The 26,998-nt window shown below is 72.7% G+C and carries 20 protein-coding genes and 1 tRNA gene; 7 read left to right on the top strand and 14 right to left on the bottom strand.

Translation table 11 applies throughout. The annotated features are described in order from the left end of the window. Positions 1 to 174: 174 nt before the first annotated feature. The 5 genes from BS83_RS05250 to BS83_RS05230 form a co-directional block, all read right to left on the bottom strand. Complete coding sequence (locus BS83_RS05250) at positions 175 to 1,632, bottom strand: peptidoglycan D,D-transpeptidase FtsI family protein (protein WP_037601460.1); 1,458 nt, start codon at positions 1,630 to 1,632, stop codon at positions 175 to 177. 75 nt (positions 1,633 to 1,707) lie between these two features. Next, positions 1,708 to 3,084, bottom strand: a complete 1,377-nt coding sequence (locus BS83_RS05245) for an FtsW/RodA/SpoVE family cell cycle protein (RefSeq protein ID WP_037601458.1) — start codon at positions 3,082 to 3,084, stop codon at positions 1,708 to 1,710. 34 nt (positions 3,085 to 3,118) lie between these two features. After that, the gene (locus tag BS83_RS05240; RefSeq protein ID WP_037601456.1) at positions 3,119 to 4,630 is read right to left on the bottom strand and encodes a PP2C family protein-serine/threonine phosphatase; all 1,512 of its coding nucleotides are present in this window, start codon (positions 4,628 to 4,630) and stop codon (positions 3,119 to 3,121) included. A gap of 165 nt (positions 4,631 to 4,795) precedes the next feature. After that, positions 4,796 to 5,341 (bottom strand): FHA domain-containing protein FhaB/FipA, encoded by a 546-nt coding sequence (locus BS83_RS05235; protein WP_037601454.1) that lies wholly within the window; start codon positions 5,339 to 5,341, stop codon positions 4,796 to 4,798. A 10-nt stretch (positions 5,342 to 5,351) separates the two neighbouring features. Then, on the bottom strand, positions 5,352 to 6,245 hold the full coding sequence (locus tag BS83_RS05230; protein ID WP_037601452.1) for an FhaA domain-containing protein: 894 nt from the start codon (positions 6,243 to 6,245) through the stop codon (positions 5,352 to 5,354). 380 nt (positions 6,246 to 6,625) lie between these two features. On the opposite strand from BS83_RS05230, the gene BS83_RS05225 reads away from it, so the two are divergent. Together BS83_RS05225 and BS83_RS05220 are read left to right on the top strand one after the other, a co-directional pair. Next, positions 6,626 to 6,709 (top strand) — tRNA-Leu (locus BS83_RS05225). 226 nt (positions 6,710 to 6,935) lie between these two features. Continuing rightward, a complete protein-coding gene (locus tag BS83_RS05220) occupies positions 6,936 to 11,231 on the top strand; it encodes an Ig-like domain-containing protein (RefSeq protein ID WP_232248058.1) in 4,296 nt (1,431 codons plus the stop codon). Positions 11,232 to 11,259: 28 nt separating this feature from the next. Here BS83_RS05220 and ppk2 read toward each other — a convergent pair whose 3' ends face one another. The 4 genes from ppk2 to BS83_RS05200 all read right to left on the bottom strand — a co-directional run bounded on the left by ppk2 (position 11,260) and on the right by BS83_RS05200 (position 17,711). Then, the gene (ppk2, locus tag BS83_RS05215) at positions 11,260 to 12,057 is read right to left on the bottom strand and encodes a polyphosphate kinase 2 (protein ID WP_037601449.1); all 798 of its coding nucleotides are present in this window, start codon (positions 12,055 to 12,057) and stop codon (positions 11,260 to 11,262) included. Positions 12,058 to 12,187: 130 nt separating this feature from the next. Next, a complete protein-coding gene (locus BS83_RS05210) occupies positions 12,188 to 14,317 on the bottom strand; it encodes an MMPL family transporter (protein WP_051942659.1) in 2,130 nt (709 codons plus the stop codon). A 121-nt stretch (positions 14,318 to 14,438) separates the two neighbouring features. After that, a complete protein-coding gene (locus tag BS83_RS05205) occupies positions 14,439 to 14,882 on the bottom strand; it encodes a MarR family winged helix-turn-helix transcriptional regulator (RefSeq protein ID WP_037601446.1) in 444 nt (147 codons plus the stop codon). A 48-nt stretch (positions 14,883 to 14,930) separates the two neighbouring features. Continuing rightward, positions 14,931 to 17,711, bottom strand: a complete 2,781-nt coding sequence (locus BS83_RS05200) for an ATP-binding SpoIIE family protein phosphatase (RefSeq protein ID WP_232248057.1) — start codon at positions 17,709 to 17,711, stop codon at positions 14,931 to 14,933. A 190-nt stretch (positions 17,712 to 17,901) separates the two neighbouring features. Here BS83_RS05200 and BS83_RS05195 point away from each other — a divergent pair, with 190 nt between their 5' ends. The 4 genes from BS83_RS05195 to BS83_RS05180 all read left to right on the top strand — a co-directional run bounded on the left by BS83_RS05195 (position 17,902) and on the right by BS83_RS05180 (position 21,450). After that, positions 17,902 to 18,735: a hypothetical protein gene (locus BS83_RS05195; RefSeq protein WP_157596923.1), complete on the top strand. Its 834-nt coding sequence runs from the start codon at positions 17,902 to 17,904 to the stop codon at positions 18,733 to 18,735. Positions 18,736 to 18,743: 8 nt separating this feature from the next. Then, complete coding sequence (locus BS83_RS05190; protein WP_037601442.1) at positions 18,744 to 19,073, top strand: rhodanese-like domain-containing protein; 330 nt, start codon at positions 18,744 to 18,746, stop codon at positions 19,071 to 19,073. A gap of 109 nt (positions 19,074 to 19,182) precedes the next feature. Beyond that, positions 19,183 to 20,883 (top strand): AMP-binding protein, encoded by a 1,701-nt coding sequence (locus tag BS83_RS05185; protein ID WP_037601440.1) that lies wholly within the window; start codon positions 19,183 to 19,185, stop codon positions 20,881 to 20,883. A 66-nt stretch (positions 20,884 to 20,949) separates the two neighbouring features. Then, on the top strand, positions 20,950 to 21,450 hold the full coding sequence (locus BS83_RS05180; protein WP_051942658.1) for a GNAT family N-acetyltransferase: 501 nt from the start codon (positions 20,950 to 20,952) through the stop codon (positions 21,448 to 21,450). 25 nt (positions 21,451 to 21,475) lie between these two features. On the opposite strand, the gene BS83_RS05175 is transcribed toward BS83_RS05180, so the two are convergent. The 3 genes from BS83_RS05175 to pdhA form a co-directional block, all read right to left on the bottom strand. Continuing rightward, on the bottom strand, positions 21,476 to 22,801 hold the full coding sequence (locus BS83_RS05175) for a dihydrolipoamide acetyltransferase family protein (protein ID WP_037601438.1): 1,326 nt from the start codon (positions 22,799 to 22,801) through the stop codon (positions 21,476 to 21,478). 5 nt (positions 22,802 to 22,806) lie between these two features. Beyond that, positions 22,807 to 23,781, bottom strand: a complete 975-nt coding sequence (locus BS83_RS05170; protein WP_037601434.1) for an alpha-ketoacid dehydrogenase subunit beta — start codon at positions 23,779 to 23,781, stop codon at positions 22,807 to 22,809. A 150-nt stretch (positions 23,782 to 23,931) separates the two neighbouring features. After that, entirely contained in the window at positions 23,932 to 25,071 is a 1,140-nt protein-coding gene (pdhA, locus tag BS83_RS05165; RefSeq protein WP_037601432.1) for a pyruvate dehydrogenase (acetyl-transferring) E1 component subunit alpha, read from the bottom strand. A gap of 206 nt (positions 25,072 to 25,277) precedes the next feature. Here pdhA and BS83_RS05160 point away from each other — a divergent pair, with 206 nt between their 5' ends. Then, the gene (locus BS83_RS05160; protein ID WP_051942657.1) at positions 25,278 to 25,763 is read left to right on the top strand and encodes an Lrp/AsnC family transcriptional regulator; all 486 of its coding nucleotides are present in this window, start codon (positions 25,278 to 25,280) and stop codon (positions 25,761 to 25,763) included. A gap of 64 nt (positions 25,764 to 25,827) precedes the next feature. Here BS83_RS05160 and BS83_RS05155 read toward each other — a convergent pair whose 3' ends face one another. Then, positions 25,828 to 26,427: a TetR/AcrR family transcriptional regulator gene (locus BS83_RS05155; protein WP_037602669.1), complete on the bottom strand. Its 600-nt coding sequence runs from the start codon at positions 26,425 to 26,427 to the stop codon at positions 25,828 to 25,830. Between the two features lie 11 nt (positions 26,428 to 26,438). Further along, positions 26,439 to 26,936 carry a GNAT family N-acetyltransferase gene (locus BS83_RS05150; RefSeq protein WP_037601427.1) on the bottom strand — a complete coding sequence of 166 codons (498 nt, stop codon included), beginning with the start codon at positions 26,934 to 26,936 and terminating at the stop codon, positions 26,439 to 26,441. Positions 26,937 to 26,998 lie beyond the last annotated feature (62 nt).

The raw sequence follows: 26,998 nt of genomic DNA, 5'->3' as shown, positions 1-26,998 counted from the left end.
TCTTCGCTCTGCCCGGCTGTCGGTGGCGCAGGCGGACAGACCGCTGCTGGCGGATACGCTACCGGGCCCGGGAGTCAAAGCGGATTCGCCGACGTACCTGATACAAGACTGGAATACGTCTGCGCTGGACGAACGCGCCGAACGTGGGATCGGTCACGCCGGGTCCGCAGCAGGTCACTGACCGATGTACGCCTGCATCATCGCCTTCGCGATCGGGGCCGCCAGCATCATGCCGGAGATGTCGTTGCGCAGCGTGTTGCTGGACTCGACCACGACCGCGACGGCGATCTGCTTGCCGTTCGGGGCCTTGGCCCAGGAGACGAACCACGCGTACGGGTTGTCGCTGTTGTTCACACCGTGCTGGGCGGTGCCGGTCTTGCCACCCACCTGGACGCCGGGGATCTGCGCGGTGGTTCCGGTTCCGTTCTGGACGACGTTGACCATCATCGTCTGCAGCTTGGCCGCCACGTCGGGCGTGGTGGCCTGGGACAGCTGCTGCGGGGAGGTCTGCGAGATCACCGTGTTGTTGGCGGAGCGCTCCTGGGCGACCAGGTACGGCTTCATCAGCGAGCCGTCGTTGGCGATCGCGCCGGCGACCATGGCCATCTGCAGCGGGGTGGCCCGGGTGTCGAACTGGCCGATGGAGGAGAGCGCGGTCTGCGCCAGGTCCATCTTGGTGTCGTAGTTGCTGGCGGTGACGCCGACCGGGATGGTCAGGCTGGAGCTGTTGAAGCCGAACTTCTGCGCCTCCTGGACCATCCGGTCCGTGCCGATCTCCGCGCCCAGCTTGCCGAAGACGGTGTTGCAGGAGATCCGCAGCGCCTCGTTGATCGAGGCGTTCAGGCAGCCGGTGTCGCCCGCCTCGTTGTTCAGGTTGGTCTTGGTGTTCGGCAGCGGGTACGGGTCGGGGGTGACGGTGCCCGCGTCGATGTCGGTGACGCGTCCGGTCTCCAGCGCCGCCGCCGCGGTGATCAGCTTGAAGGTCGAGCCGGGCGGGTAGGTCTGCCGCAGCGCCCGGTTCAGCATCGGCTGGCTCTTGTCGTCGTTGAGCGCGACCCAGGTCTTCTGCACGTCGGTGATGCCGGCGATGCTGGTCGGGTCGTAGGAGGGGAAGCTGACCAGGCCCAGGATCTGGCCGGTGCTCGGGTCGAGTGCGACGGCCGCGCCCTTCTTGCCCTGGAGCCCGTTCCAGCCCGCCAGCTGGACCTTCGGGTTGATGGTGGTGACGACGTTGCCGCCCTGCTTCTGCTTGCCCGTGAGCAGGTCCAGGGTGTTGCGGAAGAAGAGCCGCGAGTCGGTGCCGGCCAGGATCGGGTTCTCGACGTTCTCCAGCAGGTTGCTGCCGTAGGCCTGCGAGGAGAAGCCGGTCACCGGTGCGTACATCGGGCCGTTCACGTAGGCCCGGCGGTACTTGTACCTGTTGCCGTTGACCAGGAGGTCCTTGGTGACCGGCTGGCCGCCGACGATGATGTCGCCGCGCGGGTAGCTGTAGGCCTCGATGACGGTGCGCTGGTTGTGCACGTTCGCGTCCAGCGCGGTCGCGTCGACGCCCTGCACCCAGTTGGCGCGGATCATCAGCGCCAGCACCAGGAGCAGGCAGAACACGGAGACCCTGCGGATCGGCTTGTTCACGTGGCGCTCACTCCGGTCGGCGGACAGGCGGGACAACCAGGACCTGGTCGGACTCCTGGCACGATACAACGACGGCTACGGACCCTCGTTCGGTTGCACCGCCGTCCCCGGCGGCGGCCTGCGGGCGACATCGCTGATCTTCAGCAGGATGGCGACCAGCGCCCAGTTGGTGATCACGGACGAGCCGCCCTGGGCGATGAACGGCAGGGTCATACCGGTCAACGGGATCGTACCGGTCACTCCGCCGGCGACGATGAACACCTGCAACGTGAAGGCGGCGGCAAGCCCGACCGCCAGCAGCTTGCCGAAGGGGTCGCGCGCAGCCAGCGCCGTGCGCAGCCCGCGTTCGGCCAGCAGCGCGTAGAGCAGCAGCACCGCCATCAGCCCGGCCAGGCCCAGCTCCTCGCCGATGGTGCCGAGGATGAAGTCGCTCTTGGCCGCGAAGCCGATCAGCCAGGAGTGGCCCTCCCCCAGCCCGGTCCCGACGGTGCCGCCGGCGCCGAGGGAGAACAGCGCCTGAGCGATCTGGCCGACGCCGCCCCCGGAGGCCGGCAGCGGGTGCAGCCACTCGTGGATCCGGGACTGGACGTGTCCCTCGGTCAGGGCGACGGCCCAGAAGCCGAGGCCCGCCATGAGCAGTCCGAACACCACCCAGCTGGTGCGCTCGGTGGCGACGTAGAGCATCACCACGAAGATCCCGAAGAAGAGGATCGAGGTGCCGAGGTCCGTCTCGAAGACCAGGATCAGCAGGCTCAGCGCCCAGACCACCACGATCGGGCCCAGATCGCGGCCGCGCGGCAGGTAGAGGCCGAGCAGGCGGCGGCTGGCCAGCGCCAGGGCGTCCCGCTTGACCATGAGGAAGCCGGAGAAGAAGACCGGCAGCAGGATCTTCACGAACTCGCCGGGCTGGATCGAGAAGCCGCCCAGGTGCAGCCAGATCTTCGCGCCGTGGTCGCTCGCGCGGGCCGGGAAGAACGCGGGCAGCGCCAGCAGGACCAGCGCGGCGAAGCCGGAGAGGTAGGTGTAGCGCTGCAGCAGCCGGTGGTCCTCGACCAGGGCCATCACGGCGATGAACAGCGCGATGCCGAGTCCGGACCAGAGCAGCTGGTTCTCCGCCGCCGGGTAGTTCGGGTGCAGTTGGGCGGCCTTGTCCAGCCGCCAGATGAAGACCAGGCCGAGCCCGTTGAGCAGGGCCGCGATCGGCAGCATCAGCGGGTCCGCGTGCGGGGCCCAGCGGCGCACCGAGAGGTGTGCCAGCAGCGCGAAGGCGCCCATGCCCAGGCCGTAGCCCAGCATGCCGGCGGGAAGCCGGCCGTCCATGGCGATGCCGGTCTCCGCGTAGGCGAGGACCGGCACGAGCACGGCGAAGACGAGCAGGGAGAGCTCGGTGTTGCGACGGTTGGGCGCCCCTTGCGGGGTGATCGTGGCAGTCAGGCTCCCCGTGGTCGTCACCGTCGGGGCCGCCAGGACCGGGCCGGCGGCCGGGTCAGGAGGACACGCACTGCTGGGCCAGGCTCTGGTCCGCCGCGCTCAGCGTGGGCCCGGACGAGGCCGTGGGCGAGGGGTGCGCCGTGGCGCTCGGGCTCGCCGAGCCGCTGGGGTGCGGGACGGTCTTTCCGCTCGCCGACGGGCTGGGGCTCGGGGCGGGCGTCGACGGCGCGGGCGTCGCCTTCTGCGCCGCCACCGTGCGGCAGACGTCGGACTGGTGCTTCAGGACGTCCATCTGCCGCTGGGCGTCGCTCAGGCTCGACGCCGACATCGTGTCCTTGACGCCGGTCTGCTGGTAGACCGGCAGGAACTTCAGCGGCACCCCGGGCTCGTCCTGGTAGACCGCGGAGAGCTTGAGGCCGGCCAGGCTCTGCGAGACGCCCTTGTAGATGGCGACGTGGTCGCCGTTGGCGCCGATGAAGTACTGCGACTGCGTCCACTGGTAACCGAAGTACGAGCCGCCGCCGAGCAGCGCCAGCACCGTGACGCCCAGCGTCGTGGGCATCAGCCAGCCGCGGCGCTTGCGCTCCTTGGCGCGGCGCCGGCTGCGGCGGCCCTCCGGCTCGTAGTCGTCGTCGAAGCCGCCCTCGAACTCCTGGTACTCCTGGTAGCCGCCCTCGGGCTGCTCCTCGCCCGCCGACGCGTCCGGCTTGCGGCGCCCCAGCGAGGCGGCGCGGGAGGCGGGGGTGTTGGCGACGACGGGGTGGGCCAGCGTGGGCGGCCCGTCGGCGACCGCGCCGACGACGACGGGGGCGTCGGTGAACTGCGCCGCCATGGTGTCCTGGTCGGTGACGTCGAGGACGTCGGCGACCACGCAGGTGATGTTGTCGGGGCCGCCGCCGCGCAGCGCGAGCTGGATCAGCTCGGCGATGGTCTGCTCGGGCGAGTAGTAGCTGCCGAGCGTCTCCTCCAGCGTCTGGTGGCTGACCACGCCGGAGAGGCCGTCGGAACAGAGCAGGTAGCGGTCGCCGGCCCGGACCTCGCGGATCGACAGGTCGGACTCGACCTCGCCGGTGCCCATCAGCGCGCGCATGATCAGCGAGCGCTGCGGGTGGGTGGAGGCCTCCTCCTCGGTGATCCTGCCCTCGTCGACCAGCCGCTGCACCCAGGTGTGGTCGGTGGTGATCTGGGTGAGCACGCCGTCGCGCAGCAGGTAGGCGCGGGAGTCGCCGATGTGGATCAGCGCGGCGCGCTGCCCGGTCCAGAGGAGCGCGGTGAGCGTGGTGCCCATGCCCTCCAGGCTCGGGTCCGCCTCGACCAGGACGCGCAGCCGCTCGTTGGCCCGCTCGGCCGCGTCGTGCAGGGCCGCCATCGGGTCGGTGCCGGGAACGTCCTCGTCGAGATCGACGATGCTGGAGAGGACCTCGGAGGAGGCGACCTCGCCGGCGGCCTGTCCGCCCATGCCGTCCGCGACGGCGAGCAGACGCGGACCGGCGTAGCCGGAGTCCTCGTTGCCCTCGCGGATCATGCCCTTGTGCGAACCGGCGGCGAATCGCAGCACCAGGCTCATGCGCCGTCCGCCCCCTTCCCTCGGTCCCCTGCGCGATGCTCCGGTGCAGCGTGCGTTGCTGCATCGTACGACCCACCGGCCCCGCGCGCGGGCATCAGGTCGGGCCCGAAGTGCCCGGCCCCCGGCCGGGGCGCCGGCGTCTGCACGCGTCGGATCATCGCAGCGTCACTTCCGCAGCTCGATGACGGTGCGGCCGATCCTGACCGCGGATCCCGGCTGCAGCGGCGTCGGGCTGGTCAGCCGCATGCTGTCGAGGTACGTGCCGTTGGTGGAGTTCAGGTCCTCCACGATCCAGGCGCCCGCGGCGTTGTCCGGGTAGATGCGCGCGTGCCGCGAGGAGGCGTAGTCGTCGTCCAGCACGATGGTCGAGTCGTGGGCCCGGCCGAGCGTGATGGTCTGCCCCTGGAGTGCGACCGTGGTGCCCGCCAGCGAGCCCTGGGTGATCACCAGGTGCGTCGGCGCGCCCCGGCGCTGCCGGCCGGCCTGCTGCTGCGGCTGCTGGCGCGGGGCGGTGACCGCGGTGGACGACACCGCCTGGCGCCCGGTGTTCGGCGCGGCCGCGGCATTGCCGCGCCGGGCGGCGGTGGCGGCCCGCTGGGTGACCTTGGTGCCGAACAGGTCGGACCTGATCACCTGGACCGCGACGATGACGAACAGCCACAGAACGGCCAGGAAACCGAGCCGCATGACCGTGAGGGTCAGCTCTGACATGTGCCCCGCGTCACCCTTCGGCTTGCCGGTAGACGATGGTGGTACTGCCCAGGACGATCCGTGAGCCGTCGCGGAGCGTAGCGCGACCGGTGTGCTGTCCGTCGACCACGATGCCGTTGGTGGACCCGAGGTCGAGCACCATCGAGGGGTTTCCGGTCCGGATCTCCGCATGCCGCCGGGAGACTCCCGGGTCGTCGACCCGCACGTCCGCCTCGGTGCTGCGGCCCAGGACGACGACCGGACGGTCGAGCGGGTGGCGTTCGCCGTTCATCTCCAGCCAGCGGCGCACGGCCTGGCCCTGGCCGCTCGCGGCGGGGGACTGGCCGCCGCCGGGGAACGGGTGCACGTTGTGGCCGTCGCCGTTGCCCACGGCGGGGAAGGCGGGCGCGGTGGGTGGCATCGGCGGCGCCTGGCCGGGCTGCGGCTGCCAGGCCTGCGCCTGCTGGCCGCCGTAGGGCGGCGCGGCGGGGGGCGCGGGCGGCTGGCGGTAGCCCTGCTGCGCCTGCATCTGCTGCTGGGCCTGCTGCTCGGGGCCGGCCTCGATCCGGCTGCGGACCCGGTACAGGCCGGTGTCCAGGTCCTCGGCGCGCTCCAGCTGGACCTTGAGCGGACCCATGAAGGAGTACCGCTGCGCCTGGGCGTACTCGCGCACCATCCCGGCCAGCTCGGTGCCCAGCTGTCCGGAGTACGGGCTCAGGCGCTCGTGGTCGTGCGGGCTCAGCTCGACGATGAAGTCGTTGGGCACCACGGTGCGGTCGCGGTTCCAGATGCTGGCGTTGTTGTCGCACTCGCGCTGCAGCGCGCCGGCGATCTCGACCGGTTGCACCTCGGACTTGAACACCTTGGCGAAGGCGCCGTTGACAAAGCCCTCCAGCCGCTGCTCGAACTTCTTCAGGGCTCCCACGGGCACCCCCTTCCGTCGGGTGTCGTCGTCCCACCCGGCGCTGGTGCGAGGGCGGCGGCTGCTTGTGTGCCTTACTGATCGTATCTACGCCTGGGACCGACGTGTGGTTCCTCGGTTCTCCCGGCTCGCAGCAGGATGCCAGTGGACTGGTACCCGGCGTAGTCACCGGGCATCCGCGTCTCACTCGTTCGGCCGGGCCCGGTTGCGCGCGACCGGGCCCGGGGGCCGCCCCGGCGCGATGTGAGGGGACCCCCTCCGACGTGCTACTGTTCTTCTCGTCGGAAGGCGACACCGCAGGAAACGCGGGGCTGAACAGGCCGGGAACAACCGGTTTGAAAGCTTCGAGGGACTTTCGGTAGAGTCGAAGACATCACCCAGATGCGCGGGTGGCGGAATAGGCAGACGCGCTGGATTCAGGTTCCAGTGCCCGAAAGGGCGTGGGGGTTCAACTCCCCCCTCGCGCACAAAAAGCCCCCGCAGTGACGTTGGTCACTGCGGGGGCTTTGTCATTCCCGGAAACCGCCCGCCATCCCGCCCGCCCGCGCGCTCGGATAACGGTCACGGAACGGCTGGGGCCCGAGGGGTGCCGGGGGCGGGCGACAGGTGTTAGAACCACGAGCGTTCTGCGAAAGCCAGGCGTGACCGTGCCGCCTGTGTTCTCGCTCTCGGGTTCTTTCGAGGGGGGCCTCGGTGGGGCGGATACTCGGTGCTGCCACGGTCGTGGTGGCGATGGTGGGCACACTGCTGGCCGGGACGGCGTCGGCCGCGCGCGCCGACCAGACCACGGCGGGGGTCGACAACCTGCGCACCAGCTGGGACCGGTCCGAGCCGACGCTCTCCCCGGCAGCCGTGCAGTCCTCTTCCTTCGGGCAGCTCTTCCGGACCCAGCTCGACGGGCAGGTGTACGCACAACCGCTGGTGATCGGCCGTCAGGTCGTCGCCGTCACCGAGAACAACACGCTGTACAGCCTGGACGCGGCCACCGGTACCGTCTCCTGGAGCGCCCACTACGGCACGCCGTTCCCTGCGAGCGCGATCAGCTGCGGGGACCTGACGCCCAGTCTGGGAGCCACGGCCACACCGGTGTACGACCCGTCGAGCAGCACGCTCTACTTCACCACCAAGGTGGACGACGGCACCGCCACCCACCTGCACCCGACCTGGCTGATGCACGGCGTCGACCCCAGCACCGGTGCCGAGAAGGCGGGTTGGCCGGTCACCATCCAGGGCGCCGCCTCCAACCAGCCGGGGGTCACCTTCGATCCCTTCTACGAGCAGCAGCGCCCCGGCCTGCTGCTGCTCGACGGCACGGTGTACGCGGGCTTCGGCGGCCACTGCGACCGGCAGCCCTACCGCGGTTACATCGTCGGCGTCAGCACCGCCACCCACAGCATCACCTCCCTGTGGGCCTCGGAGGCGGGGTCGAGCACGAGTGGCGGGGGCATCTGGCAGGCCGGCGGCGGGCTGGTCTCCGACGGCCCCGGCCGGATCTTCTTCAGCACCGGCAACGGCATCAGCCCGAGCGCGGGCGCGGGCGGCATCGACCCCGGCACGCTCGCCGAATCCGTGGTCCGGCTCGCGGTCGGCAAGGACGGCAGCCTGAGCACGGCAGACTTCTTCAGCCCGACCGACAACGCCACCCTGGACCGGACCGACAAGGACATCTCCTCCGGCGGCCCGATGGCGCTGCCCGACGGGTACGGCACCGCGGCCCACCCGCACCTGATGGTCGAGCAGGGCAAGGACGGCAGGCTCTTCCTGCTCGACCGCGACGACCTGGGCGGGATGGGCCAGGGCCCCGGAGGCACGGACAAGGTCCTCGGCGTCTCCGGCCCCTACCAGGGCCTGTGGGGGCATCCGGCCTTCTACGGCGGTGACGGCGGATACGTCTATCTGATCGGCAACAACGGTCCGCTGCGCGCCCTGCACGTCGGGGTGGCGGGGAACGGCCTGCCCGCGCTCACCCTGGCCGGCCAGAGCCAGGACACCTTCGGCTACACCAGCGGCTCGCCGCTGGTCACCTCGGACGGCACGACCAGCGGCAGCGCCGTGCTGTGGATGGTCTCCGCCACCGACGCCTCCGGCGCGAACGGCACGCTGCGCGCCTACGCGGCCGCGCCCGACAGCACCGGACTCCTTCCGCTGCTCTGGTCCGCGCCGATCGGCACCGCGGCCAAGTTCGCCACCCCGATGACGGCCGGCGGCCGCGTGTACGTCGGCACCAGGGACGGGTTCCTCTACGGCTTCGGCAGTCCCGCGAACACCGCGCTGACCGCGAGCCCGGTGGACTTCGGGCCGGTCGGGGTCGGCGCCACCGCGAGCGGGACGCTGCACCTGACGGCGGCGGCCGCGGGTGGGGTCACGGTCACCGGCTGGAGCGCCGCCGCGCCCTTCGGCATCGGGGCGAACGCGCCGACCGCACCGGTCGCCCTGGCGCAGAACCAGACACTCGACATCCCGGTGAACTTCGCGCCGACCACCACAGGCGGCGTGAACGGCACCGTCGCCGTCACGCTGTCCGGTGGACAGAAGCTGGTCTTCGCGCTGCACGGCGTCGGCACCGCGCCCGGTCTGGGGGCCGCACCGGCCTCGCTGGACTTCGGGCAGGTGCCGACCCGCACCACCATGACCATGAACGTCCAGCTCACCAACACCGGAACCGTCTCTGAGACGGTCGGCGCCGTCACCGCCCCCACCGGGCCGTTCACCGCGGCCGGGCTGCCCGCGGTCGGCACGACCGTGCCACCGGGGAACGCGATCGTGGTCTCCGTCGGCTACGTCCCGACGGCGGGTCAGGCCGACGCCTCCTCATTCTCGGTCACCAGCACCAGCGGGACGGTGACGGTGCCGCTCAGCGGGAGCGGCGTGGTCGGACAGGGCCACCTGGTGCTCTCCGCCGCCACCACGGACTTCGGAACCGTGCCCGTCGGCGGCTCCGCCACGCAGACCTTCACGCTCACGAACACCGGCAACATCCCGGTGACGGTGACCAAGGCCAAGGCGCCGACCGGCGACTTCAACAGCGCGCTGCAGCTCTCCGAGGGCCTGGTCATCGGCCCCGACCAGTCCGCGGTGCAGCAGGTGACCTTCACCCCGCGCGGCGCAGGTCGGCTGACCGCCTCCTACGAGGTCACCGGCGACGGCCTCAACGCCGACGGAACGGCCCAGGGCGAGATGTTCGAGCAGCTCACCGGAGTCGGCACGGGCACCGCCGACGTGAGCGACGTGCAGCCGGCCTCCTGGCAGGTCAACGGTTCGGCGACGCTTCCCGGTGACGGCGGCATCCAGCTGACCGGGGCCGCCGGCTACCAGGCCGGCAGCGCCTTCTTCACCAGGCCGTTGCGCACCGAGGGTCTGCGGGCGACGTTCACCGCGCAGTTCGGTCCCGGCACCGGGGGAGACGGGCTCGCCTTCGTCCTGCTCGACCCGGCCAGGGCGGATCCGAGCGTGGTCGGCGGCACCGGCTCCGGGGTGGGCATCTCCGGGCAGCCCGCCGTCTCCGTCGTGCTGCGCACCACCTACAGCGCGGCCGTCGGGCACGCGAACTTCGTCGCGCTCACGTCCTCGGCGCCGGGCGCCGCGACGCCCACCTACCTGGCGTCGGCGACCGTGCCGGCCGCGCTGCGGCAGGGCACCCACCAGGTCGACGTCCTGGTGACCCGCGGCCGGGTGCGGGTGAGCGTCGACGGCGTGCCCGAACTCGACAGCCCCGCCGCCGGGCTGACGTCCGCCGCGTACGTCGGCTTCTCCGGCGGCACCGGCGCGCTGAACGACGTGCACGCCGTGCGCGGGGTGGTCGTCAGCGGCGGTCCCGCGGCCGGGTACACGCCGGTCGCGCCGGTGCAGGTGCTCTCCACCTCGGCCGGGGTCGGCCAGACCGGCAACCAGCCGCTCGCCGCGGGCGGCGCCGACAGCCTCACCCTGGCCGGAGCGTACGGCGTGCCGGCCGACGCCACCGCCGTGCTGGTCGGGGTGCGCGTGCAGAGCCCCGCCGCCGCGAACGGCGCGCTGACCGTCTGGCCGCACGGGGGCACCCGGCCGGTCCACGGCACCGTGCTGTGGAACCAGGCGGGGCAGAGCGTCCAGCACTCGGCGGTCGTGCCCCTGGGCCAGGGCGGCGCGGTCGACCTGGTCAACAGCAGCGGCGGCACCGCCCACGCCGTGGTGAACCTGCTGGGCTACTACGAGCCGGGCACCGGCAGGGGCCTCACGCCGGTCGCTCCCGCCTATGTCCTGGACACGGCGCGCGGCATCGGCCGGGCGGGCACCGCGCCGCTGGCGGGCCAGGGCACCGTCAGTGTGGCGGTCACGGGCCGGGCGGGCGTTCCCGCGGGCGCGACCGCGGTGGTGCTCGACGTCACCGCCTCCGCGGCCGCGAGCGACGGCTCGCTGACGGTCTGGGCGCACGGAGCCGCCCGCCCCGCCGCCGGCAGCCTGTTCTGGAACCGGGGTTCGGACGCCATGTCCGATCTGCTGACGGTGCCGGTGGGAGCGGGCGGCCTGGTCGACCTGCGGAACGCGGGCACCGGAGGTGTCGCGGTCAACGCGGTGGTCGTGGGCTGGTACGGCGCGCCGGGGGCCGTCGGCGCGGCGCACGCGGGCCCCGGCGCGACCTTCGTCGCGACGACGCCTTCGGTGCTGCTGGACAGCGATGCGGGGATCGGTCAGTTCCGTTACGCGCGGCTGCCGTCCGGCGGCACCTCGGTGCGCCCCACCTCCTACGCCGGGCTCCCCCTCGGCCCCTCGGGCGCGAAGGCGGTCCTGGTCGAACTGGGCAGCAACGGCAGCACGCTCGGCGGCTCCCTGACCGCCTGGCCCGACGGCGGCGCGGTGCCCGCGGCGCCCGGCGTCGGCTGGACCGTGCCCGGCCACCGCAGCGACAACCTGGTCCTGGTGCCGCTGAACGCGAGCGGCAGGGTCGACATCCGCAACCTCGGCGCCGCGCCCGCGTCGGTCTTCATGGAGGTGCTCGGCTACTTCGTCTGACGGTCCGTCGCGGGGCTTTCCCTCCGGATCAGTCGGTGAGCGTCGCCGCGTGGTCCGGCACGTAGTGCTGCTCGTCGCGGGGCGGCCGGACGTAGCCGGTGGGGTCCGGCCGCTTGGGGAACTTGATCGGACGGGCGGGCTGTTCCACGTAGGGGACGGCGGAGAGCAGGTGCGCCATCATGTTGAGCCTGGCGCGCTTCTTGTTCTCGCTCTCGACCACGTTCCAGCGGGCCTCGGGGATGTCGGTGTGGACGAACATCTCGTCCTTGGCGCGGGAGTAGTCCTCCCAGCGGGTGATGGACTCCAGGTCCATCGGGGAGAGCTTCCAGCGGCGCATGGGGTCGTCCCTGCGGCCGCGGAAACGGCGTTCCTGCTCGTGGTCGCTGACGGAGAACCAGTACTTGATCAGGATGATCCCGTCCTCGACCAGCATCCGCTCGAAGATCGGGCACTGGTGCAGGAACCGGTGGTACTCGTCCTGGGTGCAGAAGCCCATGACGCGCTCGACGCCGGCGCGGTTGTACCAGCTCCGGTCGAACAGGACGATCTCGCCCGCGCCGGGCAGGTGCTCGATGTAGCGCTGGAAGTACCACTGCCCGCGCTCACGTTCGGTGGGCGCGGGCAGTGCGGCGATCCGTGCGATGCGGGGGTTGAGGTACTGGGTGACCCGCTTGATGGCCCCGCCCTTGCCGGCGGCGTCGCGCCCCTCGAAGATGACGACGAGTCGGGCGCCGGTGGCCCTGACCCACTCCTGGAGCGTGACGAGCTCGGACTGGAGCCGGTAGAGCTCGGCTTCGTAGGCCTTCTTCGGGAGCTTGTTCGTCATTGACCAACCATGCAGCACGCAGGGGCGCGGGGAACTGCGCGACAAGCCACCGAAGTGGTGTGTCGCCGAGCGAGCAGGACCGCTTTTCGCCGGTGGTTGCTCGCGCAGTTCCCCGCGCCCCTGGCGGGGTCTAGCGGTCGGCCGCCTCGGAGGCGGCCGCGGGCACGCCCTTGGCGGCCGTCAGGGAGCGGTTCAGGCCGCGGCCGAGGGCGGAGGGCCACCAGAGGCGGTGGTCCAGGTCCATGGCCAGTGCGGTCACCAGCACCGAGCGGACGATGAAGGTGTCCAGCAGGACGCCCAGGCAGACCGCGAAGCCGATCTCCGCGAAGCCGACGATCGGCAGGGTGCCCAGCACGCCGAACGTGCTGGCCAGGATCAGGCCCGCCGAGGTGATCACGCCGCCCGTCGCCGCCAGGCCGGCCAGCGCCCCGGCACGGGTGCCGTGCTTGGCCGACTCCTCGCGGACCCGGGTCATCAGGAAGATGTTGTAGTCGATGCCCAGGGCCACCAGGAAGACGAAGACGAACAGCGGGAACGCGTTGTCCTCGCCCTCGAAGTGGAAGAGGTGCTGGAAGGCCAGCGAGGAGATGCCCAGCGCCGCCGCGAAGGAGAGCACGACCGTCAGGATCAGCACGATCGGCGCCACCACGGCCCGCAGCAGCAGGCCCAGGATGAGCAGGACCACGACCAGCACCAGCGGGATGATCACCTGGTTGTCGTGGTTCGCCGCCCGCTGGACGTCCAGGCGGACGGCCGTGTCACCGCCGACGACCGCCTGCGCGCCGGGGACGGCGTGCACCGCGGTCCGCGCCGCGTCGACCGTGTTCTCCGCCGTGCTGCTGTCCGGCGCGCTGGTCAGCGTGGCGGTCGTGTACGCGTAGCCGCCGCGGACCACCGGCGGGGTGACCCCGGTGAGGCCGTGGCCGTCGAGCGTGTTCAGTGCGGCGACGACCTGGTTCGCGCTCGCGGCCGAGGAGATGACGCGCAGCGGCGAGCCGGTGCCGGCCGGGAAGTGGCCGTCGATGACGGTCTGCGCGGTGACGGAGTCCGGCTTGTCGGTGAAGGAGCCCGCGGTGGAGAGGCCGTCCGCCTTCAGGCTGAACATGCCCAGCGCCAGCGCGCCGAGGGCCAGCGTGGTGCCGATCCAGACGATCCGCGGACGGCGCCCGATCGAGCCGCCGATGCGGGCCCAGATGCCGGTCTCCGTCGGCTCCACGGAGCCGTAGGTCGGCTTGACCGGCCAGAACACCCAGCGCCCGCAGATCACCAGCAGGGCCGGCAGCAGCGTCAGCATCGCCAGCAGGGCGACGGCGACGCCGATCGCGCAGACCGGGCCGAGGCCGCTGGTCGAGTTCATCTGGGCGACCATCAGGCACAGCATGGAGACGGCCACCGTCGCCGCGCTGGCCAGGATCGCCGGGCCGGCCCGGTGCAGCGCCTCGGCCATGGCTTCGTGACGGTCCTCGTGGCGGCGCAGCTCCTCGCGGTAGCGGGCGACGAGCAGCAGCGCGTAGTCCGTGCCCGCGCCGATGACGAGCACGGTGAGGATGCCCTGGCTCTGGCCGTTGACGGTCAGTCCGGCGTGCGCGGCCAGCAGGTAGATGACCGCCTGGGCGGCCGTCAGGGCCACGCCCGAGGAGATCAGCGGCAGCAGCCAGAGGGTCGGGCTGCGGTAGGTCAGCAGCAGCAGGATGATGACGACGCCGAGGGTCGAGTAGAGCAGGGTTCCGTCGATCCCGGCGAAGGCCTTGCTCTGGTCCGCGCCGGAGCCGCCGGGGCCGCCGATGTGGGCGGTGAGGCCGGGGTCGCCCGCGGTGGCGGTGGCGCGGATCGAGTCGACGGCCGGGCCGAGGTTGTTCCAGCCGCCCTTCGACATGTCGATCATCACCGAGGTGGCCAGCGCCTTGCCGTCCGCGGACGCGTGCGGCGGCGCGATCGGGCCGACGACGTGGTCGACCTTGGCGAAGGCGGCGGCGTCCGCCGTGGCCTTGGCGAGGTCGGCCTGGGTGATCCCGCCGTCACGGGTGTAGACGACGACGGCGGGGACCGCCTCGGTCGAGGCGAACTGCCCCTGCAGGTTCAGGACCTTGGTGGATTCGGCATTGCCCGGCAGCCAGCTGGAGGTCTGGTTGTCCAGGGCGCTGGAGAGCTTGCCGGACAGCGGACCGAGCGCGAGCAGCGCCACGATCCACACGGCGAGGACGATCCATTTGGCTCGTCTTCCGGCAGGAAGCGCGGCGAGCCGCCGGGCGTAATTCATGTAAATGCATCCCCCAACTAAACGCGATACATCGCGACTGTTCGTCTTACGATGTGCGTTGGGTAAAGGGGCTGTCAAGCACCGCAGGTCAGGGCGGTACGGCTGCGAGCCTCTGTGGGCCTCAGCGGGGTTCCGCGTTGTAGCGCTCCAGCAGGGAGGCGAACAGCTCGATGTCCTCGTCGGACCAGTGGGCCAGGCGGGAGAGGAAGGCCTGGCGGCGCTGCTCCCCGGCGGCCCGCAGCAGTTCCGCGCCCCGGTCGGAGGGGTGGATGATCTGGCCGCGCTGGTCCTCCGGGTCCGGGCTGCGCTCGATCAGGCCGAGCTTCTCCAGCGTCGCCACCTGGCGGCTGACCGTGGACTTGTCGAGCAGGAAGTGCGTGGCCAGATCGGTGCCGCGGCAGCCGCCGCACTCGCGCAGGTGGTCCAGGATGGCGTAGCTGACCAGGGTCAGGCCGGGGTGGATCTGCGAGGCGAGGGCGCGGGCCCGGCGGGAGAAGGCGGTGAGCTCCCGCTGGATGCTGTCGATGCTCTCCGTGCGGGGGCGCGCGGATGTCGTCGGAGTCATGGTTGTACTATACAACCACTCTCCGCCGTGTGCGAATGCGAGCCCGGCTCAGCCCCGCTGCGGGACCGGCACCGGGACCGGCAGCGGCAGCTCGAACCAGACGACCTTGCCGACCGCCTTGCGGCTGGTCCCCCAGCGCGCCGACAGCTGGCTGACCAGGCCCAGCCCGCGGCCCTCCTCGTCCAACGGCTCGGAGGGCTCCAGCGAGGGCAGGTTGTGGTCGTCGTCGCTGACCTCGACCAGCAGCTTGCCGACCCGCATCAGCTGCAGCTCCACGCTGCCCTTGGCGACCCGCAGGGCGTTCGTCACCAGCTCGCTGACCAGCAGCTGGGTCAGCTCGGACAGGTCGTCCAGGCCCCAGCGGGAGAGCTGGTCCTGCACGAGGAGGCGGGCCCGGCGCACCTCGCTGGTGTCCAGGTGCAGGGACCAGGAGATCACGTCCTGCGGTGCGACGCCGTCGAAACGGGCGATCAGCAGCGCCAGGTCGTCGTTGCGGTCCTCCGTGTGCAGCCGCTCCAGCACGGTGTCGCAGACCTCGTCCGGACTGCGGCGCGGGTCCACGATGTCACCGCAGAGCGCGGCCAGGCCGTCCCCTATGTCGCCGCCCCGCATCTCCACCAGGCCGTCGGTGCAGAGCACCAGCATCGAGCCGTCGGCGACCTTGATCTCCTTGGAGGCGAAGGGCACCCCGCCGACGCCGATCGGCGCGCCGGAGGGGATCTCCAGCAGCTCGCCGCGTCCGTCCGGGTGCACCAGCACCGGCGGGACGTGGCCCGCCGAGGCCAGCGTGCAGGTGCGGGCGATCGGGTCGTAGACCGCGTACAGGCAGGTGGCCAGGTGGTCGTCGCCCAGGCGCTGGGAGAGGTTGTCCAGGTGACGCAGGATCTGACCCGGCGGCAGGTCCAGTGCGGCCAGCGTCTGCATCGCCGTGCGGAAGCGGCCCATGGCGACGGCGGAGTGCAGACCGTGGCCCATCACGTCGCCGACCACCAGCGCGACCCTGCTGCCCGGCAGCTGGACCGCGTCGAACCAGTCGCCGCCGACCTCGGCCCGGCGGTCGCCGGGCAGGTAGCGGTGCGCGATCTGGACGCCGGGGATCCGCGGCGGCCTGCTCGGCAGCATGCTGCGCTGCAGCGTCAGCGCCGTGCGGGCCTCCATCCGGTGCAGCCTGGCGTTGTCGATCGACAGTGCGGCGCGGGCGGCCAGTTCACGCAGGTAGGAGGCGTCGGCCTCGTCGAAGGCGGGCCGGCCGGCGTCGCGCAGCAGGGTCAGCACGCCGAGCACGGTGCCGCGCGCGGTCAGCGGCAGGGTCAGCATGGAGCGGCCCTCGAAGAGCGCGGTCAGGCCCAGCCCGCCGCGTCCCAGTGCGCAGGCCTGGGCCGTCGCCGCGTCCAGGCGCGGGACCAGCACCGGCTTGCCGTTCTGCAGCGCGTAGCCGGAGGGCGTCTCGCCGGAGAGGGTGACCAGGCTGCCCTCGCCGACCAGGTGCTTCCAGGGCAGCGTGGTCTCGCCGAAGGAGACGGCGACCCGGCGCAGCGCGGTGGCGTCGTCGGGGCGTTCGCGCGGCAGCTCGGTGTCGGTGATCAGCCGGTCGCGCAGCTCGACGCAGGCGAAGTCGGCGATCCCGGGGACGACGACGTCGCAGACCTCGCGCACGGTCTGGTCCAGGTCGAGCGTGGTGCCGATCCTGGCGCCGATGTCGCTGAGCAGGCGCAGCTGCGGATTGACCGGCTCGGTGTCGGCCGTCTCGTCGGCCGCCCCTGCGTCCGTACCCGTGCCCAGGCTGACGCTGGGCCGGGATGGGGGCCCGGTGAACGGGCCGTCGTCGACCGGCACGCGCCGCGCCGCGGCGGAGCCCGCCTCCTCGGCCGGCGCGGCCCCGGCGGCCGCGCGGGCGCGGGTCTGCGCGGGCACCGAGCCCGGCCGGGGGCGTCCCGCGGGCTCGGGCTGCTCGCCGGGGCGGGAGGGGCCGCCCTCCGCGCCGTCGGGGGCGCTCGCGTGCCCGCGTCCGGCGCCCGGCTCGCCGCTGCGGACCAGGCGCAGGTCGGTGCCGCGCGGCGGTGTGGCGGGAACAGCGGGCTGGAGGTCGGGGGCCGGCATCAGCGGCAGGGTCAGCCCGTCCAGCCGCAGGGCGGGGACGCCCGCCTCGACCAGCTGCGCCAGGAGTGTGCGCCGGCGCTCGTCGGCGGCGCGCGGGAGCATGGGGGCGAGCCGTCGCAGGGCGCGCTCGCGCTCGGCACGGCTCCCGCACGGGGCGAACACCGGTTGCGCACGCAGCGCCGCCGTTCCGGAAGGACCGCCGGGACCGGCCATGGCGAAGGGGAGCAGCTGGTCCCCGATCGCGATCCGCAGCCCGGCTCCGCGCAGTTGGCGGGCGTCGGCGGCGAGCACGAGCATGCCGCGCCCGCTGGGCTCGACGGTGCGCCAGGCCCAGCAGTGGATCTCCACCAGTCGCCCGTCACGATCGGTGACGGCGAGCTCCCCGGACCAGCAGGGGGCGAAGTTGACCAGGTCGTCCAGGTGGTCGAGGGCGTCGCCCGCGGGCTTGCCGGCCAGCGGCAGCAGGCCGGTGGTGGTGCGGTCGAGGACGTCGTTGCGGCGGTGGCCGAAGAGCTCCTCGGCGCCGAGGTTCCAGTGGGTGAGCCGGCCGTCGGAGTCGACCATGAGCGCGGCGAGACGGGCCAGGGCGACGACGCCGGGCAACCCCGTCGAAGCGCTCGCGGCCTGCTGCGACGCCGGGCTCGATGTGGCTCGCCGGCCTGCCTCTCCCCCTGCCTCGGACGCTGCGAAGGTCTCCTCCGTCATCTCACCCTCTCTCAGCGACTCCATGACTCCCTACAGTCGAGTACCCCAGGCAAGCACGAATCGTGCAGGGCTAACCCGATATTGGAGAACATTTGCCGTGTCCCGTAGCGCGTGTGGGTGCGCACGCCCTAGTGTGCGCCCTTCGTGCCCAGGCCGGGGACAGTAGGGTGACCGGGCGGGCCCGTGTGCCAAAGAACAAGTTGTGAGGTTCCTGATGACTACCGACCGTGTCCGCGGCCCCGGCGAGATCGACGGACCGACCGCACCGGTCCGCTGGACCGACCCCGAGGAGGCCGAGCTCGACGCGCGGGTGACGCACGCCGAGGCCGAGTGGGTCGACGCCGAGGTCGCGGTGGAGACGCTCAGGATCGAGCTGGACAACTTCGCCCTGGTGCACCACCAGCGGCTGGGCCCGATGTACGTCAGGCTGGACGAGCTGGACGCCCTGATCGCCGAGGCGCGGGCGGCCCGCAGCGGCAGCGCCGAGGACCTGCGGCGCGCCTACGAGGCCCGCAGCGTGCTGGAGCCCATGCCTGATCTGGCCGCCTTCTTCGAGGGCGACCCTGCGGGCGCGGCGGCGGCCGAGGAGGCCGTGCCGATGCCGCAGGCCCCGGAGCGGATCCGCCCGGACCGCGAGGCCCAGCGCCTCTTCCGCGAGCTCGCCCGCCGGGCGCACCCGGATCTGGCCCAGGAGCCCGAGGAGGTCCGCCGCCGGGGCGAGTTCATCGCCCGGGTGAACGAGGCCTACGCGCGCGGCGACGTGCTCGCGCTGGAGGCGCTGGCCAGGGAGTGGGCCGAGGGCGACGCGGAGGCCTTCCGCCCGGCCGCGGGCACCCCGGAGCGGGTGGCCTGGCTGCGCCAGCGGCTGGAGTGGCTGGAGAGCAGGCTGCGCGGCCTGCAGGCGGCGCGTGAGGAGCTGGAGGGCGGTCCGATGGGCCAGCTGCTGATGCTGCTCCCCGACGACCCCGACGCACTGCTCGAGGTCCTTGCGGAACAATTGCTGGCAACCGTCGCCGAGCGCCAGACCGAGCTCGAAACCCTGCTGTAGGAGATCCCGTGTTCCACTCGTCCGTCCCCACCGTCGACGTCGCCTCCGTTCCCGCCGACGGCGTCCTGCTGGACGTCCGCGAGCAGGACGAGTGGGACGCCGGCCACGCGTCCGGCGCGGTCCACATCCCGATGAGCGAGTTCGTGGCCAGGATCGGCGAGCTGCCGGAGGCGGAGCCGCTCTACGTGGTCTGCCGGGTCGGCGGGCGCTCGGCGCAGGTCGTCCAGTACCTGGTGGCGCAGGGCAGGGAGGCGCTGAACGTCGACGGCGGCATGTTCGCCTGGGAGGCGGCCGGCCGTGGGCTGGTCGGCGGGCAGGGCGAGGCCTTCGTCCTCTGAGGCGTCCTCCTCCGTGCGGCCGCCGCCGAGGCGGCCTTGAAGTCCTCGCGCGTGCGCGGTATCAACGCAGGGAACTGACGTAGTGTCAGAAACCCTGGAGGGTCGCCGCATGAACGCACTCGCCGACGCCGTCCTCGCCCAGCGCGGCGGCGCAGGGCCCGCGCTGGTCGGTGAGGGCTTCCGGCTCTCCCGCGACGCGACCCTGCGGATGGCCTGCGCGCGGGCCGCCCTGCTGCGCGAGCGGCTGGCCGGGGCCGCGTACCCGCACGTCGGGCTGCTGCTGGAGAACACCCCCGAGTACGTGGTCTGGCTCGAAGGCGCGGTGCTGGCGGGGGCGACCGTGGTCGGGGTGAACCCCACCCGCCGCGGCCCCGACCTGCTGCGCGACATCCGGCACACCGACTGCGCCCTGCTGGTCACCGAGACCCGGCTGCTGCCGCTGCTGGACGGGCTCGCCGTGGGCGTCCCCGTGCTGGTCGTCGACGGCCCCGACCACGCCGCCCTCGCGCCCTACGCCGACGCCGCGCCGCCCGCCGCGGTCCCCGGCCCGGACACCAGGCTGCTGCTCACCTTCACCTCCGGCTCGACGGGCGCGCCCAAGGCGGTGATGTGCAGCCAGGGCCGGCTCGCGCGGGCCGGTGACAAGCTGCGCGAGCAGTTCCGGCTGACCGCCGCCGACACCGGCTACGGCTGCATGCCGCTCTTCCACGGCAACGCGCTGATGGGTCTCTGGGCCCCGCTGCTGCTGGCCGGCGGCACGATCGCGCTGCGCCGGCGCTTCTCGGCCAGCCGGTTCCTGGACGACGTGCGGGAGTTCGACGCCGGTTACTTCACCTACGTGGGCCGGGCGATCTCCTACGTGCTGGCCACCCCGCCCCGTGCCGAGGACGGCGACAACCCGGTGCGGCTCGGCTTCGGCACCGAGGCGGGCGCGGTCGACGCGGCCCGCTTCGAGCGGCGCTTCGGCTGCCGTCTGGTCGAGGGCTACGGCTCCTCCGAGGGCGGCTGCAACCTCCAGCAGGACCCGGCCGCCCCGCCCGGCGCGGTCGGCAGGAAGGGCTCGGGACCGCACGACGACCTGGCGGTCGTCGACCCGGAGACCGGACGGGAGTGCCCGCGCTCCCGGTTCGACGCGGCGGGCCGCCTGCTCAACGGGGACGAGGCGATCGGCGAACTGGTCAACCGGACCGCACGGGTCGGCTTCGAGGGCTACTGGCGGAACGAGGCGGCGGGCGCCGCCCGGCTGCGGGACGGCTGGTACTGGACCGGGGACCTGTTCCACCGTGACGCCGAGGGCTGGTTCCGCTTTGCCGGCCGCAGCGCCGACTGGCTCCGCGTCGACAGCGAGAACCTGGCGGTCGCCGACATCGAGAACATCCTGGCCCGCTGGGAGCCGGCCGCGGCGGTCGCCGTCTACGCGGTGCCCGACCCGGTGGCCGGCGACCAGGTCATGGCGGCGGTGGAGCTGCGCCCCGACGCCGCCCGCCGGGCGGGCGAACTGGCGGCCTCGCTCCGGGAGTTCCTGGCCGGTCAACCCGATCTCGGCACCAAGATGCCGCCGCGCTTCGTCCGCTTCGTCGCCCGGATGCCGGTGACCGCGACGCACAAGACGGCCAAGACCGGTCTGCGTGGCGAGCGGTGGGACGCGGTCGGTACGGACGCACTGCTCTGGCGCCCCTACGGCCGCGAGGAGGCGGGGGACCTGGCCTACCGGCCGTTCGAGGCACCGGACGCGGCCGAGCTCGCGGCGGTCTTCGCCGAGCACGGAAGGGCGGAACTGATCGAACGAAACCAGGTGCCCGGCGGCTGACCGATCGGCAATGATGAGTGCGAACTGCTGATCCGCACCTTGGCCCGGCACCGACGGAAGGCTCCTATGACCCACGGCACCGCAGACCTGCTCAGCACCGACCGCATCGAGCTGCGCCCGATCACCCCGGCTGCAGCCACCGCGCTCAGGGCGGGCGGGAGCGGCGGCTTCACGTGGGCCCCCGGCGGGCCCTACCAGGGCACCCTGGACGCCTGCGGCGCGCTGCTCAAGGCGTACGAGGGCGGCGTCTACCAGGAGGCCTGGGGCGCGTGGGCGATCGTCCGCCGCGCCGACGGCGCGGCCATAGGCGGCTGCGGCTTCCACGGCGCACCGCTGGGCGGGGTCTGCGAGATCGGCTACGACCTCGCCGACTCCGCGCGCGGCCAGGGCTTCGCGACCGAGGCCGCGGGTCTGGTCACCGCGTACGCGCTGGCGCAGCCCGGCGTCGGCCTGGTCGTCGCCCACACCGAGCCCGGCAACCTCCCCTCCCAGTCCGTCCTCGTCCGCGCGGGCTTCACCCGCGACGGCGAGGACGGCGACCTGTTCCGCTTCGTCCGGCGGTCCTGAACGGTCGGGAACGGGTCCGGTCCGGTCAGAGGTAGCGCAGCAGCCCTGCCGGGGATTCGACCGCGTCGGCGACGAAGCGGAGGAAGCCCCCGGCGGTGGCACCGTCGCAGACCCGGTGGTCGAAGGTGAAGGAGAGCTGGACGACGCTGCGCACCGTCAGTTCCTCGTCCGCGACCCACGGTTTGCGGGCGATCCGGCCCACACCGAGCATGGCCGCCTCGGGGTGGTTGATGATCGGCGTGGAGCCGTCGACGCCGAAGACGCCGTAGTTGTTGAGGGTGAAGGTGCCCCCGGTCAGCTCGGCCGGGGTGAGCGTCCCTGCACGGGCGGCCTCGGTGAGGCGGGCGATCTCCTGGGCCAGGCCCTCGGTGGTCCGCCGGTCCGCGTCGCGGACCACGGGGACCACGAGCCCGCGCTCGGTCTGGGCGGCGAAGCCCAGATGGACGCCGCGGTGCCGCCGCACGCCGGCCGGACGGCCGTCCGCCCCCAGCTCGACGCTCGCGTTGAGTGCCGGGAACCTCGCCAGCGCGGCCACGCAGATCCGCGCGAAGAGCGGCAGCACGCCGACTCCGGCCGCGTTCTTGGCCTCCAGCAGCCGGGTGGCGTCCGCGTCGACCCAGCAGGTGGCGTCGGGGATCTCGGTGCGGCTGCGGGCGAAGCGCTCGGCCGCGATCCTGGCTCCGCCCCGGAGCGGCACGAACTCCCCGTCGGCGGCGACGGTGGCCGCGACCGCCGGAGCGGACCGCGCGGACGACGTGGACTGTGCGGACGACGTGGACTGTGCGGCGCGCTCGACGTCCGATCGCATGATCAGCCCATCCCTGCCGGTGCCGACCACGGCGGCCAGATCCACCCCGCTCTCGCGGGCGAACCGCCGCACCAGCGGCGAGATCACCGCGACCGCGCCGTGGGCCTGCGGCGCAGCCGCGGGCGCGGGCGCCGGAGGCGCCGCGACGGGTGCGGCGGGCGCGACGGGGGCCGCCGGTCCGGTCGCCTGCGGATGCGAGACCCGGCGTCGACGGGGTCCGGTGGAGTGGCTGGTGCCGTAGCCCACCAGGACGTTGCCCGAGCCGGAGTCTGCGGCGTCGCCCGACCCGGAGGCGGGCTCGCTCACCGCGACGGTGATCAGGGGCGCGCCGACCAGGACCTCGGCGCCCACGGGGCCGGCCAGGGTGGTGACCACGCCCGCGTAGGGGCAGGGGACCTCGACGACGGCCTTGGCCGTCTCGACCTCGGCGACGTTCTGGTCGATCGTGATGACGTCGCCGACGTCGACGAGCCAGCGGACGATCTCGGCGGAGGTGAGGCCCTCGCCGAGATCGGGGAGCGTGAAGGTGCGGACCGAGGCCATGGCTGTCACTGCTCCCACTGGAGTCGGGCGACGGCGTCGAGGATCCGGTCGACGCCGGGGAGGTGGTGGCGCTCCAGCATCGGCGGCGGGAAGGGGATGTCGAAGCCGGTGACGCGGAGCACGGGAGCGGCCAGGTGGTGGAAGCAGCGCTCCATCACGCGGGCGGCGATCTCGGCGCCGACGCCGCCGAAGCCGGAGGCCTCGTGCACGACCACGGCACGGCCGGTGGCCCGCACCGCGGCACACACGGTCTCGTCGTCGAAGGGCGTCAGCGAGCGCAGGTCGACCACGGACAGGTCCCAGCCCTCGGCCTTGGCGGCCTCGGCCGCCTCCAGGCACACCGGGAGGGAGGGGCCGTAGGTGAGCAGCGTGGCGGAGGTGCCCTGGCGGCGCACCACCGCCCGGCCGATCGGCTCGACCGGAGCGGGCGCGAACTCGTCCTTGGACCAGTACAGGCGCTTGGGCTCGAGGAAGACGACCGGGTCGTCGGAGGCGATGGCGGCGCGGAGCAGGCCGTAGCCGTCCGCGACGGTCGCCGGGGTGACGACGTGCAGGCCCGGCGTGTGGGCGTAGTAGGCCTCGCTGGAGTCGCTGTGGTGCTCGACGCCGCCGATGCCGCCGCCGTAGGGGATGCGGATGGTGATCGGCAGCGGCAGCTTGCCCGCGGTGCGGTTGCGCATCTTGGCGACGTGCGAGACCAACTGCTCGAACGCCGGGTAGGCGAAGGCGTCGAACTGCATCTCCACGACGGGGCGCAGCCCGTACATGGCCATGCCGACGGCGGTGCCGAGGATGCCGGCCTCGGCGAGCGGGGTGTCCAGGCAGCGCTGCGGACCGAACTCGGCGGCGAGGCCGTCGGTGATCCGGAAGACGCCGCCGAGGGTGCCGACGTCCTCGCCGAGGATGTGGACGTCGGGGTCCTCGCGCAGCGCGTCGCCCAGGGCGGTGTTCAGGGCCTGGGCCAGGGTGGCGGTGCTCATCGTTGTTCCTCTCGCGCTGCACTGCGCCTCAGCTCGCCGCTCATCGTTCTTCCTCTCGCGCTTCGCTTCGGCTCCGCTCCGGGTCGGTGCCTCCCCCGCTCGTTCCTCGCTCCGCAGGCCCCGACCCTGCACTGCGCCTCAGCTCGCCGCTCATCGTGCGTCGGCCTCCGCGGCGAGCTCGGCGGCCAGCATGGCCGCCTGCTCGCGGAGTTGGGGGGTGGGCTCGGCGTAGACGTGCTCGAAGAGCGAGAGCGGGTCCAGCTCCGGCTCCGCGTGGAACTCGGCGCGCATCTCGGCGGCGAGCTCCTCGGCGGCCTGGGCGGCCGCGGCGACGGCGGCGTCGTCGATGAGGCCGGCCTCGCGCAGGTGGGTCTCCAGCAGGTGGAGCGGGTCGCGGGCCTGCCAGGCGGTGACCTCGTCGGGGGTGCGGTAGCGGGTGGCGTCGTCGGCGTTGGTGTGCGCCTCCAGCCGGTAGGTGACCGCCTCGACCAGGACCGGGCCGCGGCCGGAGCGGGCGTGCTCGACGGCCTCGGACAGCACGGTGTGCATGGCCGCGGCGTCGTTGCCGTCGACCAGGCGGCCGCTGATGCCGTAGCCCACGGCCTTGTGGGCCAGCGTCGGCGCGGCGGACTGCTTGGCCAGCGGGACCGAGATCGCGTAGCCGTTGTTCTGCACCAGGAACACCACCGGGGCGTTCAGCACGCCGGCGAAGTTCAGGGCCTCGTGGAAGTCGCCCTCGCTGGTGCCGCCGTCGCCGACGGTGGTGAGCGCGACCACGTCGTCGCCGCGCAGCCGGGCGGCGTGGGCCAGACCGACGGCGTGCGGGGCCTGGGTGGCGAGCGGGGTGGAGAGGGGGGCGACGCGGTGGGCCTTGGGGTCCCAGCCGTGGTGGGCGTCGCCGCGCAGCAGGGTCAGCGCCTCGACGGGGCGGACGCCTCGGGAAACCACGGCCAGGGTGTCGCGGTAGCTGGGGAAGAGCCAGTCGGTGTCGCGCAGCACCATGGCGGCGGCGATCTGGCAGGCCTCCTGCCCGGTGGAGGCCGGGTACACGGCGAGGCGGCCCTGCTTGGTGAGGGTGGTGGCCTGCTGGTTGTAGCGGCGGCCGAGCACCAGGCGCCGGTACAGCTCGCGCAGCAGCTCGGGGTCGAGCTTGTCGGCGACCGAGGTGCCCAGCACGCGCAGCGGCTCGGGGTCCGGCAGCAGCGGGGCCGGGTCACGACGCGGACCGTGGGCGTCCGGCGGCCAGACGGAGCCCAGGGGAGCGCCCGCAGGCTGGTCGAGAAGGGTCATCTCGGCACCTCCGTGAGGGTGGGTGGGGGTGTAGACCGAGGTCTATGAGGCGCGTGGGCAGCAAGTGCCGCCGAGAGCGGTGTCTCTCCCTACCGATTGTTCGGTTGTTTGATCGAATTGACTACTCTTGCGGCGCAGTGGTGGACAAACGGCCGTAGTAGCGCTTCGCTGGAAGCAGGTCGTCCACGGGGAGGAGCGAGGGGGCCATGACTACTGAACAGTTGGCCGGAGGGGCGGAGCAGCGCACGCTGGACCGGATCGACAAGGCCATCCTGCGCCTCCTGCAGCAGGACGGCCGCGCGTCGATCCGCTCGGTCGCCGAGCGGGTGCACGTCTCCCGCGCCAATGCCTACGCGCGGATCTCGCGGCTGGTGGACGACGGGGTGATCCGCGGCTTCACCGCCCGCGTCGACCACGAACGCGCAGGTCAGGGCGCGTCGGCGTACATCACGCTGAAGGTCGTGCAGAACTCCTGGCGGAGCGTGCGCAACGCGCTGCTGGAGCTGCCGGGTGTGGAGCACATCGCGCTGGTGGGCGGCGAGTACGACGTGCTGATGCTGGTGCACACGGTGGACAACCGGGCGCTGCGGGATCTGGTGCTCAACCGCATCCAGTCGATCCCCGGGGTGCTCGGCACGCAGACCCTGCTGGTCTTCGAGGAGACGGACCGGATCCCGGTCCTGCCGGACTGAGCATGATCGCCAAGTGCTTCACGTGAAGCACTTGGCGATCATGAAAGCTGGGACGCCTCGCAGCTCAGGGCGCGCGCAGGCCGTGGAAGGCGAGTTCGGCCACGGCGTCCACGACCACGGCCGCCGACCGTCCTTCGCCGTCCGGGCGGTACCACTCGACCAGCGAGTTGATCATGCCGAAGAGCAGTCGGGTGGCCAGTCTCGGCTCGACGTCCGCGCGCAGCTGGCCCTCGGCGACGGCCTCGGCCAGCAGCGCGGCGACCCGGTGGTCGAACTCGCGCCGCTGCTGCAGGGCCCACTGCTCGGTCGCGGTGTTGCCGCGCACCCGGAGCAGCAGCGTCACGTAGGGGAGCTCGGCGAGCAGTACGGCCGTGGTCCGCCGGACCACGTGCTCCAGCCGGGCCAGGGCCGGCCCCTCCTGCGCCTCCGGCTCCTCCAGGGTGCCGAACAGACCGTCCAGCGCCCGGCCGACGGCGAGGCGGAGCAGCTCCTCCTTGCCCTTGACGTGGTGGTAGATCGAGGACTTGGAGATCCCGGCGGCGCGCGACAGGTCCTCCATCGACGTGCCGTCGTAGCCGCGCTCGTTGAAGACCCGCACGGTGACGGCGAGCAGGGTGTCCACCGTGTAGCTGTCGCGGCGCGCGGGGCGGGAGGTCTCGACCATGTGGTCGAGTATCACATCACGTGCTGACTGCGTCGCTCCAGCATGGTCACGTCCCGCCAGCGCCCGTCCCGCATGCGGCCGATGCGCTCCCTGGTGCCGACGACGCGGAAGCCGAGGGCGGCGTGCAGGGCCAGGCTGGCGGTGTTCTCGGGGAAGACTCCCGCCTGCAGCGTCCAGACCCCGGCGGCCTCGGTCGACTCGACCAGCCCGCGCAGCAGCAGCCGGCCGACGCCCTTGCCGCGGGCGTCGGGATGCACGTAGACCCCGTGCTCCAGCACGCCGGCGTAGACCGGCCGGGAGGAGACCGCGCTGGTCGCCGCCCAGCCGAGGACCTCTCCCGTGGCGGACATCGCGACCAGCCTGTGGTCGGCCAGTCTGCCGCGGTCGAACTCCGCCCAGGAGGGGGCCCGGGTCTCGAACGTCGCGTTCCCGGTGTCGATGCCGTGCTGGTAGATGGCGAGCACGGCGTCCGCGTGCTCGGCCCGCAGCGGAGCGAGAGAGACGGTCACCCGGCCAGTGTAGGGCTGGGCGGGAATTAGTTGTGGTGCTATAACTGTTGTGCAAACACAAT

It is taken from the genome of Streptacidiphilus rugosus AM-16, assembly GCF_000744655.1.
Taxonomy (GTDB): Bacteria; Actinomycetota; Actinomycetes; order Streptomycetales; family Streptomycetaceae; genus Streptacidiphilus; species Streptacidiphilus rugosus.
The sequence above is the reverse complement of the archived record's forward strand: the minus strand, read 5'-3'. Positions and strand labels throughout refer to the sequence as shown.

Coding starts and splice junctions, on each gene's coding strand:
- BS83_RS05240 (WP_037601456.1), bottom strand. CDS start 4,630: ATGAGCCTGGTGCTGCGATTCGCCGCCGGTTCGCACAAGGGCATGATC.
- BS83_RS05235 (WP_037601454.1), bottom strand. CDS start 5,341: ATGTCAGAGCTGACCCTCACGGTCATGCGGCTCGGTTTCCTGGCCGTT.
- ppk2 (WP_037601449.1), bottom strand. CDS start 12,057: ATGACGAACAAGCTCCCGAAGAAGGCCTACGAAGCCGAGCTCTACCGG.
- BS83_RS05210 (WP_051942659.1), bottom strand. CDS start 14,317: ATGAATTACGCCCGGCGGCTCGCCGCGCTTCCTGCCGGAAGACGAGCC.
- BS83_RS05205 (WP_037601446.1), bottom strand. CDS start 14,882: ATGACTCCGACGACATCCGCGCGCCCCCGCACGGAGAGCATCGACAGC.
- BS83_RS05200 (WP_232248057.1), bottom strand. CDS start 17,711: ATGGAGTCGCTGAGAGAGGGTGAGATGACGGAGGAGACCTTCGCAGCG.
- BS83_RS05195 (WP_157596923.1), top strand. CDS start 17,902: ATGACTACCGACCGTGTCCGCGGCCCCGGCGAGATCGACGGACCGACC.
- BS83_RS05185 (WP_037601440.1), top strand. CDS start 19,183: ATGAACGCACTCGCCGACGCCGTCCTCGCCCAGCGCGGCGGCGCAGGG.
- BS83_RS05180 (WP_051942658.1), top strand. CDS start 20,950: ATGACCCACGGCACCGCAGACCTGCTCAGCACCGACCGCATCGAGCTG.
- BS83_RS05175 (WP_037601438.1), bottom strand. CDS start 22,801: ATGGCCTCGGTCCGCACCTTCACGCTCCCCGATCTCGGCGAGGGCCTC.
- BS83_RS05170 (WP_037601434.1), bottom strand. CDS start 23,781: ATGAGCACCGCCACCCTGGCCCAGGCCCTGAACACCGCCCTGGGCGAC.
- pdhA (WP_037601432.1), bottom strand. CDS start 25,071: ATGACCCTTCTCGACCAGCCTGCGGGCGCTCCCCTGGGCTCCGTCTGG.
- BS83_RS05160 (WP_051942657.1), top strand. CDS start 25,278: ATGACTACTGAACAGTTGGCCGGAGGGGCGGAGCAGCGCACGCTGGAC.
- BS83_RS05155 (WP_037602669.1), bottom strand. CDS start 26,427: ATGGTCGAGACCTCCCGCCCCGCGCGCCGCGACAGCTACACGGTGGAC.